Annotated in this window: 11 protein-coding genes; all 11 read right to left on the bottom strand. The window is 44.7% G+C overall.

Features of this window, described 5'->3' with window-relative positions:
* Positions 1–2 precede the first annotated feature (2 nt).
* The gene (locus tag QWZ17_RS28825; protein WP_290308827.1) at positions 3–224 is read right to left on the bottom strand and encodes a DUF6965 family protein; all 222 of its coding nucleotides are present in this window, start codon (positions 222–224) and stop codon (positions 3–5) included.
* A gap of 559 nt (positions 225–783) precedes the next feature.
* The gene (locus QWZ17_RS28830) at positions 784–1,263 is read right to left on the bottom strand and encodes a MarR family winged helix-turn-helix transcriptional regulator (RefSeq protein WP_290308828.1); all 480 of its coding nucleotides are present in this window, start codon (positions 1,261–1,263) and stop codon (positions 784–786) included.
* Between the two features lie 18 nt (positions 1,264–1,281).
* The gene (locus tag QWZ17_RS28835; RefSeq protein ID WP_290308829.1) at positions 1,282–4,560 is read right to left on the bottom strand and encodes an efflux RND transporter permease subunit; all 3,279 of its coding nucleotides are present in this window, start codon (positions 4,558–4,560) and stop codon (positions 1,282–1,284) included.
* A gap of 6 nt (positions 4,561–4,566) precedes the next feature.
* Positions 4,567–7,818: an efflux RND transporter permease subunit gene (locus QWZ17_RS28840; protein ID WP_290308830.1), complete on the bottom strand. Its 3,252-nt coding sequence runs from the start codon at positions 7,816–7,818 to the stop codon at positions 4,567–4,569.
* A 45-nt stretch (positions 7,819–7,863) separates the two neighbouring features.
* Positions 7,864–9,045, bottom strand: a complete 1,182-nt coding sequence (locus QWZ17_RS28845) for an efflux RND transporter periplasmic adaptor subunit (protein WP_290308831.1) — start codon at positions 9,043–9,045, stop codon at positions 7,864–7,866.
* 18 nt (positions 9,046–9,063) lie between these two features.
* A complete protein-coding gene (locus tag QWZ17_RS28850; protein ID WP_290308832.1) occupies positions 9,064–10,527 on the bottom strand; it encodes a TolC family protein in 1,464 nt (487 codons plus the stop codon).
* Positions 10,528–10,719: 192 nt separating this feature from the next.
* Positions 10,720–11,094: a hypothetical protein gene (locus QWZ17_RS28855; protein ID WP_290308833.1), complete on the bottom strand. Its 375-nt coding sequence runs from the start codon at positions 11,092–11,094 to the stop codon at positions 10,720–10,722.
* Between the two features lie 94 nt (positions 11,095–11,188).
* Positions 11,189–12,457, bottom strand: coding sequence for a cation:proton antiporter (locus tag QWZ17_RS28860; protein ID WP_290308834.1), 1,269 nt, complete (start codon positions 12,455–12,457; stop codon positions 11,189–11,191).
* 13 nt (positions 12,458–12,470) lie between these two features.
* Positions 12,471–13,289, bottom strand: a complete 819-nt coding sequence (locus QWZ17_RS28865; RefSeq protein ID WP_290308835.1) for a serine acetyltransferase domain-containing protein — start codon at positions 13,287–13,289, stop codon at positions 12,471–12,473.
* Positions 13,290–13,298: 9 nt separating this feature from the next.
* Entirely contained in the window at positions 13,299–15,227 is a 1,929-nt protein-coding gene (locus tag QWZ17_RS28870; RefSeq protein ID WP_290308836.1) for a family 2A encapsulin nanocompartment cargo protein cysteine desulfurase, read from the bottom strand.
* Positions 15,211–16,131, bottom strand: a complete 921-nt coding sequence (locus QWZ17_RS28875; protein WP_290308837.1) for a family 2A encapsulin nanocompartment shell protein — start codon at positions 16,129–16,131, stop codon at positions 15,211–15,213. Before QWZ17_RS28875 ends, QWZ17_RS28870 begins: the two co-directional genes overlap by 17 nt.
* Positions 16,132–16,335: the final 204 nt, after the last annotated feature.

The raw sequence follows: 16,335 nt of genomic DNA on the forward strand, positions 1-16,335 counted from the left end.
TTTTAGTAGCGCGGAATCTCGGGGCCGTTATAAGGATTTTCCAAAGCGTTTTTGATACGTAACAACTGGTGTTTGTGACGCCAGTTTTCTGGGTATAAATTCATATTGGTAAGCAATTGTTTAACCCGATCTGCAACGTTGAGTTGTGTTGTGGCACGGTCTAATCGCAGCTCGGCGGGTAATTGGGTGTTACTGAAATAATCGCTTAATTCCTCAAAAGTCATAGAGCAAAGTTAACAAACATTTTATTTTTCTCTTATAAATTCAAACGCCGTGTAGGGAAGATTTTAAAGATTTGCGTGGTAAAAGGTAGCTCCTACGGAGCAAAAAAAATGAAATATTTGTTCTACAAATAGGTAGCCGCCATGCGGCAATGTTGTTAAATTAAAGAATTTGAAATGCGCCGATAGGCGCAAAATATCGTTAGTAACGATAAACCCAAATGAAAAGCTTGCCGTTAGGTACGCAACATCGTCAGTTTCGTACCTAACGGCACGAAGGCTCGGGTACCTGTTCTTTTCTACCGACATTAAACCCCGATGGAGTTCTCTTAACTTAATGACATTGCGTTACCGGGCAATTTTTTGTTTTATCAAATATTCAATGCCGCATAGCGGCTACCCGTTTGTAGAAATAAATGAACCAGACGAGATGCCGCATCGCGGCTACCTGTTGTGTGCTCGTTGAAAGATCTCTCTTTATATGAAAATGATAAGAGTGCTTTTACTGAAACGCCCTGCCATTATTTGGCAAGGCGTTTTTGGCATTTAAACTATATCTTAGTTAACCGTTTTCTGAATCTCTTGCCCCATCGGTTTTTGAAACCTTTTTACCGCTCTTTTGCTTTGTTAAATTTTGCATCATGGCTTCGGCTACTTCTATGAAAACTGATAACTTTTCTTCGCTGATACCGGTGTTTGCCAGTTCGTTTACCTCTTTTACCTTTTTTTCAATGTAAGGAATGGTTTTAAGCGCGGTTGGCGATAACGAGATGAGGTGCTGTCGCCTGTCGTCGGGGTTAGTCCTTACCATCACTACCTGGTTTTCTTCCATCGAAAATATGATATGCGCTACCCGCGATTTATCGATATGCAGTAATGCGGCTAATTGATTTTGGGTGATTGGTTGTTTTTGTTTAGCCAGCATAAGTAACACTTCAAAATGGTGGTCTGCCTTTATAGAAGATAGCTCCCGGCTGATGTTACGGGTATAAAAATAATTGATCAACCTTAAATTTTGCGATAGCAGTTCTGTGTTCTTCATCTTTGTTTTGCTACAGTGTTAATTTGTTTGTCGTGATGCCTTGTATTCATCATGCTGTGCTTTTGCTTCTGCAATATCATATTCCAATTCAGGATCAATGTTTTGTGCTTCCACTTTTTTTGCTTTTTCCATCAGTTCTTCATGATGTTCCTGTAAGTAAGCAAGCTGTTTTTTACCGTACGAAAATCGGGTAAACAACACAAAAAGCACGGGCACAATAAATATGGAAATGGTAGATGAGGCAATCATTCCCCCTAAAACAGTTACGCCTATGGTGTTACGTGATTCGGCGCCTGCACCGGTGGCTAATACCAGCGGTAATACACCAAGGATAAACGCGAGTGATGTCATGATGATTGGCCGTAACCTTAGTCGTACGGCTTCTAAGGTCGATTTCACCAGCTCTTCGCCACGGTCGACCCTTATTTTGGCAAACTCCACAATAAGGATGGCATTTTTTGCCGAGAGACCTATCAGCGTAATTAAACCAATCTGCGCGTAAACATTATTGGTAATGGTTGGCACCACAGTAAGTGCCAGGATAGCACCAAAGGCGCTTATAGGCACCGCCAGCATCACCGAAAAGGGTACCGACCAGCTTTCATACAAAGCCGCCAGGAACAGGAATACGAACATGATAGAGAACATGAAAATGTAAACCGTAGTCGATCCCGCTTTTAACTCCTCGTAACTCAGTCCCGAAAACTCGTAAGTGTATCCGCGTGGTAATGATTTGGCGGCTAATTCCTTCAAAGCCTCAATGGCCTGTCCGCTGCTGTAGCCGGGTGGGATAGAACCGTCAACTTCGGCCGAACGGAAGATGTTAAAGTGAGTGATCAATGGCGCAGCCACAATAGGCTTGTAGCTAATCACCGCGCTTAAAGGCAGCATTTGCCCTGCTGAATTACGCACGTAATATTTATTCATGTTGGAGATCAGTGCCCGATAGGCAGTATCGGCCTGCACAACTACGTGATAGGTACGGTTATATAAGGTAAAGTTGTTTACAAACAAACTCCCCATATAAGCCTGCATGGTAGAGAAAACATCAGATATGTTGATGCCTAACTTCTCGCATTTCTCCCTATCGACATTCAACTGATAGCTTGGTGTATGCGCTGAAAAGTAACTGTAAGCACCTGCCGTAGCGGGATTGGCTTTCGCGGCGGCCACAAACTTTTTCACCACTTTTTCAAAGGTGTAAATATCATCGGTTGAGTTGCCCTGCTCAATTTGCATACTAAAACCGGCAGCCTGACCAATACCTCTGATTGGGGGCGGCTGGGCCACTACCACGTTGGCATTTTTAATACCTGCTTTGGCTATCTTTTGCTTGATAATATTCATTAATCCCGGTACACGTGTATCGGGTGTAGTACGGTCATCCCAGGGAGTGAGCATGCAAAACATGGACCCGTTATTAGAGTTGGCACCACCATTCAGGATATTAAAGCCCGATATAGCCGTATAATGCTGAATGCCCTTTGTGGAAGCCACAATTTTCATCAGCTTGTTCATTACGGTTACAGACTGGATGGTTGATGAAGCCTCCGGTAATTGGTAAGTTACATACAAGCGCCCGCCATCTTCTGCCGGCACAAACCCAGAGGGCTTTATTTTAAACAGCAGCACCGTACCTACACAAATACAAACCAACAAAATAACAATATACCGTGCGCCTTTAATGCTTTTGTGTACGCCGTTGGTATATTTAAAAGTTAGCCGTTCAAAAAAGCGGTTAAAGCCCCTGAAAAATCTATCGAGCCAGTTGGATTTATCGGTAACCGGCTTGGTTGGTTTTAGCAGTAAGGTACACAGCGCCGGCGTTAATGATAGCGCTATGAATGCCGAAAGCATAACCGAAATGGCAATGGTAATAGCAAACTGCTGGTACAAACGCCCAACTATCCCCGGAATAAAACCTACCGGCACAAACACCGATGCCAGGATCAATGCGATAGCGATCACCGGTGCCGAAATCTCCTTCATGGCATGATACGTAGCCTCTTTGGGCGACATGTGCTGCTCATCAATATAATGCTGCACCGCCTCAACAACAATAATAGCGTCATCCACCACAATACCTATCGCCAGTACAAAACCAAACATGGTTAAGGTATTAACAGTAAAGCCCAGCGGTATAAAGAAGATGAAAGTAGCCAATATGGATACCGGGATAGCCAAAATAGGGATAAGCGTTGATCGCCAGTTTTGCAGGAACAAAAACACCACTATAGCCACCAGTATTAAGGCCTTTATCAGTGTACCTATCACTTCCTGCATCGATACTTTGATAATGGTTACCGATTCAAAAGGTACCACATAGTCAACATCCTTAGGGAACGATTTTTTTAATTTGGCCAAAGCCGCATATACGTTCTCGGCAGTTTGCAAAGCATTACTTCCTGGCGATTGATAAATCTGGATGGTGGAGGCCCGGTTGCCATCAACAAAGGCATTGCTTGAGAAGGTAAACTTGCCTAATTCAACGCGGGCTACATCTTTCAGGTGCACCAACTCGCTGGTGCCGGGGATGCTTTTCACCACAATGTTTTCATAATCCTTCACCTTACTGATCATCCCGTTAACCAGTATACCCGTTTCATAGGTTTGATTGGCATCCTGCGGTGGCGCACCTACAGAGCCAGCGGCCACATAAACGTTTTGGGCATTAAGCGCGGCGGTAACATCGGCAGGTGTTAAACCATAGGATGCCATTTTATCGGGATTCATCCATATGCGCATACTGAAATTATCTGTACGCGCGCTTACATCGCCTACACCGGGTACACGCAATATGGCATCCTGTATAAACGTACTGGTGTAGTTATCTAAAAAGGTAATATTATGGCTGTGCTTTGGAGAGTAAATAGCCACCAGCATCAGCTGATCGGGATTACTGGCACGTACCGTTAAGCCCAATTTACTTACTACAGATGGCAGGAGCGGGGCGGCGATTCCCACACGGTTTTGTACGTTAAGCGCTGCTATATGCACATTGGTCCCTATTTTAAAAGTTACCCTGATGCCCATGCTGCCGCTATTGGTACTGGTGCTGGTCATGTATTCCATACCCGGCGTGCCGTTTACCTGTTCTTCAATAGGCGTGGCTATATTTTGCTCCACGGTTTGCGCGTCGGCACCCGTGTATGACCCGTTAACCGATACACTTGGCGGCGATATATTGGGGTATTGATCAACCGCGAGGTTAACCAAACAGATCACCCCGGCAATCATCAACACCAGCGATATTACGATGGCGGTTACGGGCCGCTTTATAAATGTATTTGAAATCATCCTTAATTAGCTTTTATGTAATGCACGGGATTTTTCAATCTCATATTCCAGTTCGGGGTCTATATTCTGGGCTTCTACTTTCTTGGCTTTCTCTGCCAGGTCGTTTTTGTGCGCTTGCAGATATTCCAGTTTTTCTTTACCGTACGAGAAGCGGGTGATAAGCACAAATAGCACAGGCACAATAAATATGGCCAGTGTAGATGCTGCTATCATACCACCCAAAACGGTAAAGCCTATGGTTCTGCGGGCTACAGCGCCGGCACCAGTGGCTAATACCAATGGCAATACGCCCAAAACAAAGGCAAGCGAAGTCATGATAATTGGCCGCAAACGGAGGCTTACCGCTTCTAATGTTGATTTAATGAGTTCCTCGCCCATATCAACCCTTACCTTGGCAAACTCCACAATCAGGATGGCGTTTTTAGCCGCCAGACCTATAAGCGTGATCAACCCTATTTGCGCGTAAACGTTATTGGTTAAGCTTGGTACCAGCACCAGCGCCAGGATAGCCCCCATGGCGCCTATCGGCACTGCCAACAGAACCGAAAATGGTACCGACCAACTTTCGTACAGCGCCGCCAGGAACAGGAACACAAAGGTGATAGAGAACATAAAAATGTAAATGGTTGTCGACCCAGCCTTGATCTCCTCATAACTCAGCCCCGAAAATTCATAATCGTAACCCTCGGGCAAAGTTTTTTTTGCCAGTTCCTGCATAGCGGCTATGGCCTCGCCACTGCTATGTCCTTCGGCTGCCGATCCATCAACTTCGGCCGTGCGGAAAATATTGAAATGAGATATCAGCGGCGGCGCATCAACAGGTTTATAATTCATCAATGTACCCAACGGCACCATATCGCCGGCCGAGTTGCGCACATAATATTTGTCCATATTGGCCACCACTTTACGGAAAGCCGTATCGGCCTGTACCACTACGTGGAAGGTGCGGTTGTAAGTAGTAAAATCATTAATGTATAAGCTACCCATATAAGCCTGGATAGTAGTAAACACATCGGCCACATTAACGCCCAGTTTTTCGCATTTTTCCCTGTCGACAGTTAAGCTATAGTTAGGCGTGTGCGAAGTGTAAAAAGTGAAGGCCTTGGAGATCACCGGATTTTTATTGGCGGCGGCCACAAACTTATCTACCACTTTTTGAAAGTCTTGGAGGTTATCTGTAGTGCTGCGCTGTTCAATTTGCAGGCTAAAGCCCACCGTTGTACCAATACCCGGTAAAGGGGAGGGTTGGATCACTTCCACATTGGCATCCCGGATTCCGGCATCGGCAATCCGTTTTTGCAGTTCGCCTATGATGCCGGGCACCTGTTCTGTTGTTTTGCCGCGCTCATCCCAGGGGGCAAGCTGACAATAAATGGTACCGTTATTGGAGTTACTTGCATTGGTTACCACGTTTAAGCCTGATAGCGCCGCATAATGCGCTACACCTGGTGTTGAGCCGATAACTTTCATTAGTTTCGACATCACCTCAACAGACCTTGCCGTAGAAGAGGCCGGCGGCAATTGAAACGTAACGTATAAATTGCCATCATCCTCTGAAGGGATAAAGCCCGACGGCTTATGCTGAAACAGGAAGAAGGTAGCTACGCAGATGCATAACAGTAGAATTACGATAAAGCGCGATGCCTTGATGCTCTTTTTTACACCCTCGGTATACCTGTCTGTTACCCTTTGAAACCAACTGTTGAATTTGAAAAACAGTTTGTTGATACCTTTAGCATCGGCATCAATGTGCGATGGTTTTAACAGTAGTGTACACAATGCCGGCGTTAACGATAAGGCGATAAATGCCGAAATAATTACCGATATGGCAATGGTGATGGCAAACTGCTGGTATAAACGTCCAACTATCCCCGGGATAAAGCCTACCGGCACAAACACCGCGGCTAAGATCAAAGCGATAGCGATAACCGGTGCTGATATATCTTTCATGGCCTGGTAAGTGGCCTCTTTGGCCGACATACCTTCATGATCGATATAGTGCTGTACCGCCTCTACCACAATAATGGCATCATCAACCACAATACCTATTGCCAGTACAAAACCAAACATGGTTAAGGTATTGATAGTAAAGCCCAATGGGATAAAAAAGCAAAACGTACCAAAGATGGATACCGGGATAGCCAGTACGGGAATTAGTGTAGATCGCCAGTTTTGCAGGAACAGGAACACTACAACAGCAACAAGTCCCAAGGTTTTTAATAAGGTACCTACCACATCTTCCATAGAAACTTTTACCACCGTAACCGATTCAAATGGTACACGGTACTGCACATCAGATGGAAAGTTGGTTTTCAATTTGGCCAAAGCCGCGTATACACCATTGGCAGTTTCTAAAGCGTTACTACCCGGTGCCTGGTAAATTTGCAGGTACGATGCTTTATGCCCGTCAACAAACGAGTTACTGGAAAAGGTAAATTTACCCAACTCAACCCTTGCCACATCTTTCAAATAAACCAATTGCCCGGTAGCCGGGATGGTTTTTACGATCACCTTTTCAAATTCAGACACCTTGCTTAACCTGCCATTCACCAGGATACCCAACTCGTAAGTTTGACTGGAAGCCTGCGGAGGCACACCGGCTGTACCAGCAGCAACCTGTACGTTTTGGGCGTTAAGGGCTGCGATAACATCAGATGGGGTTAGGCTGTAAGCCGCCATTTTATCGGGGTTCATCCAGATACGCATACTAAAATCATCCGTAAAGCGGTTAATGCTGCCTACGCCCGGAACCCGTAGCAAGGCATCCTGGATAAATATATTGGTGTAGTTATCTAAAAAAGTAATGTTATGCGTGCCTTTGGGCGCGTAAATGGCCACCATCATAAGCATACTTGGGTTTACCGCGCGAACAGTAAGGCCCAGCCTGCTTACAACAGCAGGCAATAGGGGGGTAGCAATACTCACCCTGTTTTGAACATCAAGGGCTGCAACATCTATATCCGTACCCATTTTAAAGGTTACGTTCATGCTCATTTGCCCGTTGTTGGTATTGTTGCTTTGCATGTATTCCATGCCCGGCGTTCCGTTCACCTGCTCTTCAATGGGCGTGGCAACAGTTTGTTCAACCGTTTGCGCGTCGGCACCGGTAAACTGGCCATTAACCTGTACAATAGGTGGCGTAATATCGGGGTACTGATCTATCGGCAGCATGAGGATACTCACAGTACCTGTAATAATCAACACAATAGATATCACGATGGCCGTTACAGGTCTTTTTATAAAAGTATTAGCGATCATAGGATGTCTTCGTCTAAATTTTTTGTTTGTGTTTTAACGTTATCACTAACGGGCCTTGCCACCGGCAGATGGACCTACCTTATTGGCAGTGGTTATTTTTGAACCATCGTGCAATAACTGCACGCCATCAACTATCACGCGTTCGCCTTCGTCAATACCACTTTTGATAATCATGTTGGGGCCAATGGTTTCGCCAACCTGAACCTTTTTCTGAAAGGCCACTAATTTTTTGATCTTGTTTTTGGCCGAATCGGCACCCGCTTTAGGGTTATTCATCATGGTATCTTTGGCGGTATACACAAAGTATTCGCCCATTTGCTCCACAACGGCTTTGCCCGGCACTACAATTTGCGGCCCTGGCTCCTGGTTGTGTACACGTACCACGCAGCTCATACCCACCCTTAACATACCTTTAGGATTGGGGAACACCAGCCTGATGGTGATTGCACCGGTTTGCGAATTAACCGCTCTATCAATCACCGCTATTTTACCGTTAACCGGGTAAAGCGAGTTATCGGCTAACAAAATGGTGAAGAGTGAATCGGTTGGTTCATGCTTGTTTTGCTGCAGGCGCTCAAATTTAGGCAGCTGTTTTTCGTTGATCACAAAATCGACAGCCATCGGGTTATCGGTTGATATGGTATTTAATACCGTAGTGCCAGCTGTTACCACATTACCCAATTTTACCTGACTTAAGCCGATGGTACCATCAAAAGGCGCATATACATCGGCATAACCTAAATTGGTTTTAGCTGTTCTTACCGCCTGGTCTGCCGATTTTACCTGGCTTTTGGCATTTTCAAGCGTGATTACGGCATGATCGTACAGTTGTTTAGCAACGGCGTTGTATTTATTGAGGTACTCATAACGGTCGGCATCCTGCTGGGCCTGCGTTAATGTACCTTCGGTAACTTTGCGGTTGGCTACAGCGGCATCATAGCTATCCCGGTAAATCCGCTTGTCAATTTCATACAGCTTTTGCCCTTTTTTCACTTCGGTTCCCTCGGTAAAAAATATGCCGGTGATGGCACCCTGCACCTGTGGTAAAAGGCTCACCTGGCTTAGTGCAGCTGTGGTTGATGGGTACTTATCATAATACAATACCTTTTTGGCCTTTACTTTGAAAAGGTTTACGGGCACTTCGGTATTTTGAGGCGGCTGCTTTTGCTGGCAGGCTGCAAAAAGTAAAATACTTATAACAATGGCATTTAAAAATACGCGCTTCATGGACTTGGTTTTTTAGTATTAATAAGTGATATCTCCCATCGCTTTCTCCAGGTCAATTTTGCTTGATAGCAGCTGGAAAAGCGAGTTAGTGTAATTGATTTCGGCTGTGATCAGGTTTGATTCGGCAGTGATCACGTTAAGATAGGCTACAATGCCTTGTTTGTATTGCAGGTTTACCACAAAGTAAACGCGCTTGGCCATAGCCACATTTTTACGCTGCACATTAAAGCTAAACAGGTTGCTCTTATAATCGGCCAGGCCGGTGGCATACTCCTTATATAATTGCGATTTAAGATCAACCTCATCCCAATGGATCAGTTGCTCCTGCAATTGCGATTTGCGCACATTATGTACCCTTGCAAAACCCGTAAATATTGGAATGCTTAACGATACGCCAACAATTGAGCTTGGATATGATTTTGACAGCAGGTTTGAAAAATTGTTGTTGGCGTATTGCAAACTGTAATTGAAAAAGCCCGATATAGTTGGCAGATAAGCGTACTTGTAGTAATTGGTAAGCTGTGTTTGCAAATCTTTGCGGGTTTCAACCTGGCGGTACTCAATCCGCTTTTCATATTGCAACTGGCGGGTAGTATCAATCTGGATATCGGCCATCATTTGGGTGGTATCGATACTTACATTAAAATCTTTCCCGGGTTCGTAACCCATCAGCTGTTTTAAGGCCGTGTACTGGGGGATGATATTTTCATTAGCCTGTTTTAGCTGGGCTGCCGAATTATTGAGCGTGATGGTAGCTTGCAGGTAATCGGTTTCGTCAACTATTCCCCCTTTATATTGATGGTAGGTATCTCGCAGGTTTTTACCTAGGCGGGTGGTATCTTCCTTCAATACATTAATTTGCTGTAAGGTGAGCAATACATTGTAAAACGATTTGCTTACCGCCGAAACCAGGAATATTTTGGTACTATCGGTAACCTGTTGAGCCTGCTTCACCAATAAAGGCGCGCTTTTAGCCGCATACAAAAGGCTGGGACTTAAAATAGCCTGCGATACCGCTAACTCCGGGATAAAAGTGTTGGTATAGCTACTACGCACTGTACTGGCAGATCCCGTGCCTGTTGTAGTGGTGGTACCCGTATTAGTTGAGATATTAGCATTTGATTGCTGTATATAATGTACCACATTGCCATTGGCATTTACCTGCGGCAACCATGCCGCCAAATTGATGGAGTTGGTGGTACGGGCAATATCCGTACTTATCAAAGCTTTGTTTAAAGCAGGTTGATGTATTAAGGCGTAGTCAATACATTGTTTTAAGGTTAAATACTCGCCGCTATTTTTACCGGCATCGGTAGCATTGGGCATTATCGGGAAACCCACCGTACTGGTATCTGGTACGTTTTCGGGTACAGGAAATTGCTTCTTCTTGTTATTTTGAGCTACAGCGGTTAATGACAAAGAAAGCAAGCCTGCAAATAAAAACGGCCTTAAACCATAAATATTAATTTGTATGCGCATCATGGCAAAACAGGTTGATGTATAGCGAATGACCTTTAGCAGTCATCCTGGTTAAATTTTTAAGAAGGAAACGAAATTTGAGCGCTGCAAAATTTCACTGCCGGTTAAAAAGGCAATGATTTGTTACACAATATTTACAGATGCAAAGCGTAGGTCAACAACGCCACACCGGCAAATTCAAAAAGATAGGAAAACTCAAATCCTGAGCATACGCAGGTTGAGATAAGAAGAGGGCGTATGTGAATATACGGCGGCTAAAGTGCCATTTGGCTTTTTAGCAATAATTAAAAATGTACCACTAACAAGCAGGAAAGCAAAAAACAAAATCAATATCCTGGTAGGTGCCGCCAAGCTTTTGCGACTTTCAAATGAATGGAAACTTCTTTGAAACGGAACCCTGGACTGACTGGTGTTAGTGTTTTTGTGCAGAAAATCTACAGATGATGAATGCGTGTTAAAAGCATCGTTCTGCCTCGGCAGGTAAGCGATATGCACCAAACCAATAACCTGGTATATCACTATAAGTGATAGTACGATATATTGTTGTATGGTTTTTTTAAACGTTTTCACAGCGCGAATTAACTAATGCAAAAATAGTCCATCGTGCTAAAATGTTTTGTAATTATTTGGATACATGATTTTGGAACATATAAAGACCAAATTTTTAATATTCTACAAAAGCTTCGGCTGGCTGCAATTTTTGCTCTTTAAGAAAATAGTACTTCATAATAGGGCCGGATATAATCATAGTTACCACCGTCATCACCACCAATCCTTCAAATACAGGTTCACTGATGATCTTCACCTGTAAGGCCAGTAAGCCCAGCACAATTTCCTGCGATCCGCGGGCATTCATCCCAAAGGCTACCGCTATTGATTCGTTTTTGGTCATGCCGCTTAAAGCACTGCCTATTCCTGCGCCTATTAGTTTTGCAAGGCAGGCGATAACAAGGATGATTAATACTACCTCAAGGTTAAAGTTGGCGATAAAATTGAGCCTTAAACCAACAGAGGCAAAGAATAACGGCGCAAGCACGTTGATGGTGAACTGGTGCAGTACGTGCTTATGTTTTTCAGTAAAATATGCCGAATCATTAATGCCTATGCCTACCAAAAAAGCGCCGAATACTCCGCGTACGCCCAGGCTTTCGGTAATACAGGCGCTGATGAGGCATAAGCACACAGCCATGGTAAGCACACGCCCTTGCTTTTGCGCTTTGCCTGCAAAGGCCAGCAGGCGATGTATAAGCCATTTGCCCCCGGTGAGCATAAAAATGGCATATACTACAACTATGCTTACCGACCAGAATGAGGCCTCTGCCTTACCCACATTCATTAATTGTATGATGATCGAAAATAATATCCATCCTAAAAAATCATCAACCATGGCGGCTGTAAGTACAATGTTGCCAATGCGGGTATTCAAAATATCAAGATCGAGCAAAATTTTGGTAATGACCGAGAGCGCGGTGATGGATAAGGCGGTGCCAAAAAATAATGATGTAACCAACTGGTTATTGGCCGCATTTGCAAAATGACTTTGATACAGGAACCAAACCGACGCAAAGCCGATGGCAAACGGGAATATGATGCCTGTTAAACTAATGCTGATGGCCTGTTTACCATTTTGGCGGATCTGTTTCAGATCTACCTCGAAACCGGCAATAAACATGAGCAGGATAATCCCAATATTAGCAATGCCATCATAAGCTTCAAAGGCGTGCGGGGCTGCCAGGAAAATGCCTTTAAACAGGTTGGGATATATTAACCCTAAAAGGGTAGGGCCAACTATTATACCGGCAAAAATTTCGCCGATGATAGCAGGTAACTTATACCGGCGACAAAGCTCGCCAAGCAGTCGCGCCGGTATAAGGATGATGAGCAGAATGATCAGAAAATGTACAATTTCAGAAGAACTGAGTTTAGAAACCATAATGAATTAAATGTTATTGCAAGTTCTCTTTTACCTCAATTCTTAACTGATGGGTATTAAATACATGCGAGTAGGGTTGAACGCTTTTGGTTAAAAATACACTGCCACCTACCACGCTGTTGTGGCCAATAACAGTGCGGCCACCTAATATGGTGCTTCGCGCGTAAATAACCACATTGTCTTCTACCGTAGGGTGCCGTTTGGTTTCGGAAAGATCCTTGCTTACCTGTGCCGCCCCTAATGTTACGCCCTGGTAAATGGTTACGCGTTTGCCTATAACGCTGGTTGCGCCAATTACAATGCCGGTGCCATGATCAATACAAAAAGGCACGTCTATGGTAGCTTTGGGGTGAATGTCAACACCTGTTTTGCCATGAGCGTGCTCTGATAGTATCCGGGGCAAAATAGGTATGGCCAACCGGGTAAGCTGGTGTGCTATACGATAAACCGCGATGGCATAAAAACCAGGGTACGATACAATTACCTCATGTATACTGGTAGCCGCCGGATCTTTTTCATAGATCATGGAGGCATCTTTCCGCAAATCCTGGTAAATTTCATTCAGTGAGTCGTAAAACGAAACTACAGCTTCCTCAATATTGATATTTGCCGGATCAAGATAGCTTAACAATATATTTTCAAGGTCTATCTGGTTTTTTTTCAAATGACCGCCATATATTGACAACTTATTGGCGTGGTTATTTGGAAACAAAAATTCAAAAAGATCTGATAACCAGCCTACGCACTGCCTTATTTTGGGTGTCGCCTCCCATTCTGCTTTATGGGTTTCATAAAGCAGTTGTATAAAGCTGTCAAATTTATCGTCTTTCATGCCGGCGCGTTATCGTTTAAGGTTATGAAGCGTATTTACCAGTAAATCAATTTCGGCACAGGTATTATAAAATGCCAACGATGGCCTAACAGTAGCTTCTACCCCAAACCTGCGCAATATGGGCTGAGCACAATGATGACCCGAACGTACCGCTATACCTTGATTGTTGAGCGCCGCGCCAACCTCCTCGGTTTTATAACCATCTAACACAAATGATAGTACGCTTGCCTTATCGGGCGCGGTACCTATCAGGCGTATGCCTTTAACTTCTTTTAAAAGCTGGGTAGCGTAAACCAACAGGTAATGTTCATAGTGCGCAATAAGCGGCATGCCTAAACGGGTTACGTAATCTATAGCGGCACCAAGGCCTACGGCATCGGCAATATTGCCTGTACCTGCTTCAAAGCGGCCGGGTGCATCATGGTATTGGGTATGCTCAAAAGTTACATCCTTAATCATGTTGCCGCCTCCCTGCCAGGGCTGCGTTTCATTCAGTAAATCTTCTTTACCATACAAAACGCCTATGCCCGTTGGTCCGAATACTTTATGGCCCGAAAAAACAAACCAATCGGCATCCAAAGCCCTTACATCAACCGGCATGTGTGAAACAGACTGCGCGCCATCAACCAATACCTTTGCACCTGCCAAATGCGCCAGTTGTACAATTTGAGCGGCTGGTGTAACCGTGCCTAAAGCGTTAGATACCTGCGTGAAAGCAACAAGTTTGGTTTTTGGCCCCAGAAGCTTTACATATTCGTCAATCAGGATCTGTCCGTCATCATCTACCGGGATAACTTTTATCTTCAGCCCTTTTTTAGCGGCCAACTGCTGCCACGGAACAATATTGGCATGGTGTTCCAATTGGCTTACAATAATTTCATCGCCGGCATGCAGGTTTTGATCGCCCCAGCTTTTGGCTACCAGGTTAATGGCTTCTGTGGCACCACGCACAAAAATAATTTCGTTAACAGAGCCGGCGTTTAAAAATGCCTGCACTTTTTTACGCGCCGCCTCGTAGGCATCGGTAGCACGGGCAGCAAGTTCATGCGCCGCGCGGTGAATGTTGGAGTTTTCGTGTTCGTAAAAATAGCTGATGCGGTCAATAACCTGTTTTGGCTTCTGGGTAGTAGCCGCGTTATCAAGCCAAACCAATGGTTTGCCATTTACCTGCTCTTGTAAAATAGGGAAGTCACGCCTTACAATATTTACATCAAAGGGAGGAGGTACGATGCCGCTTAACCCAACTTTTGCGGTTTTACTTTGAGCCGGGTTTACCGCCGGTAATCCATAATTGTCGTTTACAAAATAAAAAGGGATAGCGGTAACCGGTGGCGCACCGTTAAATTGAGTTACTCCGCCTGGCTTTGAAGTGTTGATTTGCTCCAATACTTTTTTCAGGTCGGCCTCAAAATGCTGATCTTGCTGATAGGGCAAATGCAGCAAATTTTGTGGTGCCGGTGATAGCTGCTCAACGCCAAAGTTTTGCTTAGGCGATACCTCCGGAATAAGGTCTGTTTTTTTGAGATATGACGCGTAATCGCCGTTTGGCTGAAACGGTAGCTGCCCCCCAAAGGCAGGCTGGCTATAGCCTCCTGTTGCCGGACTTAACGTGGGCGATTGGCTGCTCAAATTAGGATCGGCAAAGCTGGTTTGTGGCTCCTGCAGGTTTACCGCGTTACCCTGGTTTATAGCCGAAGGCGACACGCCCCCGCCACCTATAGTACTTGAGGGAATACCTTCAACCGGTGGGCTTCCCTGGTGGGCATGATTAAAAAGCCCGGTATTTGGCGCGTTTATCGCGTTCAAAAAATCACCATTGGGTTTGCGGGCCTGTAGTTCAGTTAAAAAGCCGCCCGGCCCGGCCTTGAATAATTGGTTGGCCAATGCTTCAAGCTCCTGCGGGCTGGGCAAATTATCGTGATTAATATTTGTACTCATGGTAATTACCTAAATCAACATCTTCTAAAACAGCGATAGCATCATCAACCAAAACGGCCAACGAGCAATACAATGATACCAGGTATGAGGCGATGGCTTTATTGTTGATGCCCATAAAGCGTACAGATAACCCTGGCGACTGTTCGCCCGGCAAACCTGGCTGAAACAGGCCTACAACACCCTGGCGGCTTTCGCCGGTACGCAATAAAATGATCTTTGATTTGTTGTTTACGATAGGCAACTTATCCGAAGGGATCAACGGGATACCCCTCCAGGTAATAAACTGCGAACCAAATAAAGAAACGGTTGGTGGCGGCACGCCCCTGCGGGTACACTCGCGGCCAAAGGCAGCAATGGCTAAAGGGTGTAACAGGAAAAAGCCCGGCTCTTTCCAAACTTTAGTAATCAGTTCGTCCAAATCATCCGGAGTGGGAGGGCCTAAACGGGTTTTAATTTTTTGTGAGGCGGCAACGCTGCTTAGTAAGCCGTATTCGGTATTGTTAATTAGTTCGCTTTCCTGTCTTTCCTTAACAATTTCGATGGTAAGGCGCAACTGCTCGCTAATTTGGTTGTAAGGTTTGCTGTACAGGTCAGATACACGGGTATGCACATCCAATACGGTGTTTACCGCGCTCAGGTTGTATTCCCTCGGGTTTTCTTCATAATCAACAAAGGTAGATGGCAGTTCACGCTCGTCGCGGTTGGAGCAATCCACTTCTACATTGTTGGCATCAATCACTTTATTTAACCGGTAAACCCCAGATTCAACCGGAATCCAGTTTAATAAATGCGTAAGCCAACGCGGGGTAATGGTTGATAATTGCGGAACGGTGCGGGTAGCCACCGCCAGCTGCCTGGCGGCTACATCGCCAAGGGCGGTTTGTTTGGGTTTTTGATCGGGCATTTTAGTGGTTTGTTTGTACTTAAATAATAATTTGAATAAGCATATGTAAAAGAGAATCAGTCGCACAAGTATAGTATATAAATTCTATAGAATTTATATACTATTTAAAAAAGTGAAAAAAAACTTAATGACGCTGTCTCTTATTGATGAAAAGGAAGATTAAAATAGGGCAGTAGACCGCGTAAGATTTAGCCTATGGATTTG

Source organism: Mucilaginibacter flavus (assembly GCF_030409315.1).
GTDB classification, from domain to species: Bacteria; Bacteroidota; Bacteroidia; order Sphingobacteriales; family Sphingobacteriaceae; genus Mucilaginibacter; species Mucilaginibacter flavus.

Bases quoted from the DNA above. Each gene is read 5' to 3' on its own strand.
- QWZ17_RS28840 (WP_290308830.1), bottom strand. From the start codon at position 7,818: ATGATCGCTAATACTTTTATAAAAAGACCTGTAACGGCCATCGTGATA.
- QWZ17_RS28875 (WP_290308837.1), bottom strand. From the start codon at position 16,131: ATGCCCGATCAAAAACCCAAACAAACCGCCCTTGGCGATGTAGCCGCC.
- QWZ17_RS28845 (WP_290308831.1), bottom strand. From the start codon at position 9,045: ATGAAGCGCGTATTTTTAAATGCCATTGTTATAAGTATTTTACTTTTT.
- QWZ17_RS28825 (WP_290308827.1), bottom strand. From the start codon at position 224: ATGACTTTTGAGGAATTAAGCGATTATTTCAGTAACACCCAATTACCC.
- QWZ17_RS28850 (WP_290308832.1), bottom strand. From the start codon at position 10,527: ATGATGCGCATACAAATTAATATTTATGGTTTAAGGCCGTTTTTATTT.
- QWZ17_RS28865 (WP_290308835.1), bottom strand. From the start codon at position 13,289: ATGAAAGACGATAAATTTGACAGCTTTATACAACTGCTTTATGAAACC.
- QWZ17_RS28835 (WP_290308829.1), bottom strand. From the start codon at position 4,560: ATGATTTCAAATACATTTATAAAGCGGCCCGTAACCGCCATCGTAATA.
- QWZ17_RS28870 (WP_290308836.1), bottom strand. From the start codon at position 15,227: ATGAGTACAAATATTAATCACGATAATTTGCCCAGCCCGCAGGAGCTT.
- QWZ17_RS28860 (WP_290308834.1), bottom strand. From the start codon at position 12,457: ATGGTTTCTAAACTCAGTTCTTCTGAAATTGTACATTTTCTGATCATT.
- QWZ17_RS28830 (WP_290308828.1), bottom strand. From the start codon at position 1,263: ATGAAGAACACAGAACTGCTATCGCAAAATTTAAGGTTGATCAATTAT.